Genomic DNA, 5,390 nt, shown 5'->3' with positions numbered 1-5,390 from the left:
GCGCGGGGGGGCGGGGGCCCCGCGCGGGGCCCCCCCCCGGGGGGGCCCCCCGGCGGCGGGGGGGGGGGGGCCCGCCCCCGCCCCCCCCGGCGCCCCCCCCGGCCTCGTGGCGGCCACCGACTGGTACAAGGACACCCCGCGGCCCGACGACGGGGCGCCCGGGCTCTACGTGGGCGTGGCCCGCGTGCCGTAGCCTCCCCTGCGCGGTCGCACACCGGGCCGGTCCGCGGAGTCCCTCCACTCGCTTACTTGCCGCCCGGCTAGTACGTACAATGGAAGCGGAGGCTCCACACGCGGCCGGAGGCGGGGGCGGGCGACGGAGCCGCCCCACGCGGGAGGGGGCCGCCCCCACGCGAGAGACGAGAGAGACGAGAGCGCGTCATGGCCAGCACGGGCACCCAGCGGCGGAGCGACACCCGGCAGCGGATTCAGGACGTCGCCCTCGACCTCTTCGTCGAGCAAGGTTACGAGAAGACGTCGCTGCGCGAGATCGCCGAGCGGCTCGACGTCACCAAGGCGGCCCTGTACTACCACTTCAAGACCAAGGAAGACATCCTGGTCAGCCTGTTCGAGGACCGGGCGCAGCCGCTCGACGACCTGATCGTGTGGGGCTCGGCCCAGCCGAACACGCTGGAGTCGAAGAAGGAGTTCCTGCGGCGCTACGTCGAGCAGCTCAAGGCCTCGTCCCGGCTGTTCCGCTTCGTCCAGGAGAACCAGGCGGAGCTGCGTGACCTCCAGGTGGGCGAGACGTTCCGGAGCCGTATCGAGGCGACGATGGAGCTGCTGCTCACGCCGGAGCCCTCGCTCGCGGACCGGGTGCGCACCTCGACCGCGCTGTTCTCGCTGCACGTGGGGATGTTCGCCCTGAAAGACGTCGAAGGAGACATCGAGGAGAAGTACGACGCTCTCCTCGAAGTCTCCTTCGAACTGCTGGCCGCGGCCCACGAGGGCGCCGAAGCCTGACCTCCGCCCTGGCGGAGGGCCCGGGCGGGGATCAGGCTCCCGATGCCACCTGTGGGGGCTCGGCGGCCCCAGGCGGGTTCCCGGTCCCGGACTCCCCCGTGACGGGTCTGCGCATGTCCGGCCGGCGGGTCAGACCTTCACGCCCATCTCGTGCAGGAACGTGACGGGGTTGATGGCCGAGCCGTAGTTCGGCGTGTTGCGGATCTCGAAGTGCAGGTGCGGGCCGGTCGTGTTGCCGGTGTTGCCGGACTTCGCGATCTCGTCGCCGGTCTTCACGTTCTCGCCCACGTGCACCTCGATCTTCGACAGGTGCGCGTACTGCGAGAACTTGCCGTCGGAGTGCTGGATCACGATGGCGTTGCCGTACGCGTCGCCGTCGCCGGCGCCGTGCGGGCCGGCCTTGACGACGGTGCCGGTGTGCGCGGCGTGGACGTCGGTGCCGATCGGCACGGCGAAGTCCTGGCCGGAGTGCTTGTGCATCCAGTGGCTGCCGGAGTCGTCGAAGGCCGCGGTCAGCTTGTAGTGCGTGACGGGGTCGATCCAGGACGCGGCCTTCTTCGCGGCGGCGGCCTTGACCGCCTTCGCCTTCGCGGCCTTGGCCTGCTTGGCGTGGGCCGCGGCCTTCGCCTGGGCGTCGGCCTGGTGGTGCACGGCGACGGCCGCCACCTGGGCGGTCTGGTGGGTGCCTGCGGGAGCCTGGGCGCCCGCGTCGCCGGTCGCGGCGAACGCGGCCCCGGCCCCTGCCGCCATCGACACCCCGAGTCCGGCGGCCACTACGGCGACGCGACCACGACGGACGACGGTGAACGGGGTGCGGAACTTCGAACGCTGCGACATACGGGAAACCTCCGGGCATGAGCGGACCCGGCGCTCGTGCACCGGGCTTGCTCCACCTTGGTAACCCGACCCCCCATCTCCGCCCAAATGCCTCATCTACGGCATCACATCGTAGAGGGGTCATGGCCGAAAGTCCCTTGACGACAACGAACAAGCCGCTCGTCTCGGTATTTATTGCCCCATATCAGGCAATTCGCCCATCGCTGCCCGGGTATTCCAACGAAGCTCCCTAGTAGCCCCGAAACGGCCTGTGTGCCTTGTCACGGGCGGTGGGCCCGAGGACCGTCCGGTTCGGGACCAACGGCCCGGGGGCGCGGGACCTCACCCGTGACGCGCGTGACGCGATCGACGCCGCCGCGTTCCGCGCGGGCGCCTGTTCCGCACAGGCCGGCATCGGGCCCCGGCCGGGCCGTCCGGGCGGCGCACGGCGGGCAGGAGCCGCGCGGGCCCACGGCGGCAGCCGGGCCGCGCCCGTACGGGCGGAGGAGGACGGGTGGGGCCGCCGGGCGGCCGAGCAGGCGAAAGGGCCCGGCCCCGCGTATCTGCCACCTGTCGCCCGTCGCGGTGGCGCGCACCGACGCGCGCCACGCGCTACGCGCGGAGGGTCACGCCTCCTTCGTCAGGTTCGGACCGCCGCCCGCCGCCTGCTCGATGGGAGGAGCGTCCGGCAGCGCCGCCTTCTCCTCGCCGCGGAAGGTGAACTGCTCCTCGTCGCCCTCGCCCTCGGTGCCGACGACCACGATGTGGCCCGGGCGCAGCTCGCCGAAGAGGATCTTCTCCGACAGCGCGTCCTCGACCTCGCGCTGGATCGTCCGGCGCAGCGGCCGGGCGCCCATCACCGGGTCGTAGCCCCGCTTGGCGAGCAGGTTCTTCGCGGCCTGGCTGAGCTCGATGCCCATGTCCCGGTCCTTGAGCCGCTCGTCCATCTCGTGCACCCGCAGGTCCACGATCTTGAGGATGTCCTCCTCCGTGAGCTGCGGGAAGACGATGACCTCGTCGACACGGTTGAGGAACTCGGGGCGGAAGTGCTGCTTCAGCTCGTCGCTGACCTTCGCCTTCATCCGCTCGTAGTTCGACTTCGTGTCGCCCTGGGCCGCGAAGCCCAGGTTGAAGCCCTTCGAGATGTCCCGGGTCCCGAGGTTGGTCGTCATGATGATGACCGTGTTCTTGAAGTCCACGACCCGGCCCTGGGAGTCGGTCAGGCGACCGTCCTCCAGGATCTGGAGAAGGGAATTGAAGATATCGGGGTGGGCCTTCTCGACCTCGTCGAAGAGGACGACGGAGAACGGCTTGCGGCGGACCTTCTCGGTGAGCTGGCCGCCCTCCTCGTAACCCACGTATCCGGGGGGAGAACCGAAGAGCCGGGAAACCGTGTGCTTCTCGCTGAACTCCGACATGTCGAGGGAGATCAGCGCGTCCTCGTCGCCGAAGAGGAATTCCGCGAGCGCCTTGGACAGCTCGGTCTTACCGACACCGGACGGGCCGGCGAAGATGAACGAGCCGCCGGGGCGCTTCGGGTCCTTCAGACCCGCTCGCGTACGCCGGATCGCCCGGGAGAGCGCCGCCACGGCGTCCACCTGGCCGATGACGCGCCGGTGCAGCTCGTCCTCCATGCGCAGCAGACGCGAGGACTCCTCCTCGGTGAGCTTGAAGACCGGGATGCCGGTGGCCGTGGCCAGGACCTCTGCGATCAGGTCCTCGTCGACCTCGGCGACGACGTCCATGTCGCCGGCCTTCCACTCCTTCTCCCGCTTGGTCTTCGCGGCCAGCAGCTGCTTCTCCTTGTCGCGGAGGGAGGCCGCCTTCTCGAAGTCCTGGGAGTCGATCGCGGACTCCTTCTCCCGGCGCACACCGGCGATCTTCTCGTCGAACTCGCGCAGGTCCGGCGGCGCGGTCATCCGGCGGATGCGCATCCGGGAGCCGGCCTCGTCGATCAGGTCGATCGCCTTGTCCGGCAGGAAGCGGTCCGAGATGTAGCGGTCGGCCAGGGTGGCCGCCGCGACGAGCGCGGAGTCCGTGATGGAGACGCGGTGGTGGGCCTCGTAGCGGTCGCGGAGGCCCTTGAGGATCTCGATCGTGTGCGGCAGGGAGGGCTCGGCGACCTGGATGGGCTGGAAGCGGCGCTCCAGGGCCGCGTCCTTCTCCAGGTACTTCCGGTACTCCTCCAGCGTCGTCGCACCGATCGTCTGGAGCTCACCGCGGGCCAGCATCGGCTTCAGGATGCTGGCGGCGTCGATCGCGCCCTCGGCGGCGCCCGCACCCACCAGGGTGTGGAGCTCGTCGATGAACAGGATGATGTCGCCGCGGGTGCGGATCTCCTTGAGGACCTTCTTCAGGCGCTCCTCGAAGTCACCGCGGTAGCGGGAGCCGGCGACCAGCGCGCCGAGGTCCAGGGTGTAGAGGTGCTTGTCCTTGAGGGTCTCGGGCACCTCGCCCTTGACGATGGCCTGCGCGAGGCCCTCGACGACCGCCGTCTTGCCGACGCCGGGCTCACCGATGAGCACCGGGTTGTTCTTCGTGCGTCGGGACAGGACCTGCATGACCCGCTCGATCTCCTTCTCGCGCCCGATGACCGGGTCGAGCTTGGACTCGCGGGCCGCCTGGGTGAGGTTCCGGCCGAACTGGTCGAGGACCAGCGAGGTGGAGGGCGTGCCCTCCTGGGGGCCGCCGGCGGTGGCGGACTCCTTCGTCTGGTAGCCGGACAGCAGCTGGATGACCTGCTGCCGCACCCGGTTGAGGTCGGCGCCCAGCTTCACGAGGACCTGGGCGGCGACGCCCTCGCCCTCGCGGATCAGGCCGAGCAGGATGTGCTCGGTGCCGATGTAGTTGTGGCCCAGCTGGAGGGCCTCGCGGAGCGAAAGCTCCAGGACCTTCTTGGCACGGGGCGTGAAGGGGATGTGGCCGGACGGGGCCTGCTGGCCCTGGCCGATGATCTCCTCCACCTGCTGGCGGACCGCCTCGAGCGAGATCCCGAGGCTCTCCAGGGCCTTAGCGGCGACACCCTCACCCTCGTGGATCAGGCCCAGGAGGATGTGCTCGGTGCCGATGTAGTTGTGGTTGAGCATCCGGGCTTCTTCCTGAGCCAGGACGACAACCCGCCGCGCGCGGTCGGTGAACCTCTCGAACATCGTTATCGCTCCTCAGAGCGGTCAGGCAGTAAAAGGGGTCGGTCCCCTCTCTGTCCTTCCGCAGCTTAGTCCCGCAAGCGGGGACCGCTCGGGTCCATCCCCGCATCCGCGGGGAGCAGCGTTCCCTCTGAACGACTGACGAACGCTCCAACCCGATGGTGCGAGACGATGTTCCCCCAGGCCAAGCAGATACCGCCGCCAGCACTACGCCGATGGCGAACGGGAAACCGCTCGGGCCCGTGTGGCGCCCCTCCCCACTAGGAATGTCTTACCCGCGCACACCGACAGTCCATGCCGGGGGGTACCCCTCCCTCAGCTACGGGCGAACACCGGCACGCGCTCGCCGGTGCCGGGACCGGCCGCGCCGTACGCGAAGGGTGAGCGGGCGCCACCCAGCGTAACCCCGCCGGGGGCTCCGCCGTTGGCCTTTCATGTCGTCCACCGTCCCCGGCCCCCGGGGCC

At 70.2% G+C, this 5,390-nt stretch carries 3 protein-coding genes and 1 pseudogene; 2 read left to right on the top strand and 2 right to left on the bottom strand.

What is annotated here, in order from left to right; genetic code table 11:
• Positions 1-193: pseudogene (locus tag LCE31_RS36055) on the top strand (hypothetical protein); the annotation flags it as partial.
• A gap of 188 nt (positions 194-381) precedes the next feature.
• Positions 382-963: a TetR/AcrR family transcriptional regulator gene (locus LCE31_RS36050; protein ID WP_225022101.1), complete on the top strand. Its 582-nt coding sequence runs from the start codon at positions 382-384 to the stop codon at positions 961-963.
• Between the two features lie 129 nt (positions 964-1,092).
• Here the strand turns inward: LCE31_RS36050 and LCE31_RS36045 are convergent, their stop codons facing one another.
• Positions 1,093-1,800, bottom strand: a complete 708-nt coding sequence (locus LCE31_RS36045) for a M23 family metallopeptidase (protein ID WP_225022099.1) — start codon at positions 1,798-1,800, stop codon at positions 1,093-1,095.
• 605 nt (positions 1,801-2,405) lie between these two features.
• Positions 2,406-4,928, bottom strand: a complete 2,523-nt coding sequence (locus tag LCE31_RS36040) for an ATP-dependent Clp protease ATP-binding subunit (protein WP_225022098.1) — start codon at positions 4,926-4,928, stop codon at positions 2,406-2,408.
• Positions 4,929-5,390 lie beyond the last annotated feature (462 nt).

The sequence above is a fragment of the Streptomyces sp. 8L genome, from assembly GCF_020176795.1.
In the GTDB taxonomy this organism is placed as follows: domain Bacteria; phylum Actinomycetota; class Actinomycetes; order Streptomycetales; family Streptomycetaceae; genus Streptomyces.
Note: the sequence above shows the minus strand (reverse complement) of the source record. Positions and strands in the feature narration are given on the sequence as shown.

Excerpts from the sequence above, each read along its gene's own strand:
- LCE31_RS36050 (WP_225022101.1), top strand. The coding sequence starts at position 382 with ATGGCCAGCACGGGCACCCAGCGGCGGAGCGACACCCGGCAGCGGATT.
- LCE31_RS36045 (WP_225022099.1), bottom strand. The coding sequence starts at position 1,800 with ATGTCGCAGCGTTCGAAGTTCCGCACCCCGTTCACCGTCGTCCGTCGT.
- LCE31_RS36040 (WP_225022098.1), bottom strand. The coding sequence starts at position 4,928 with ATGTTCGAGAGGTTCACCGACCGCGCGCGGCGGGTTGTCGTCCTGGCT.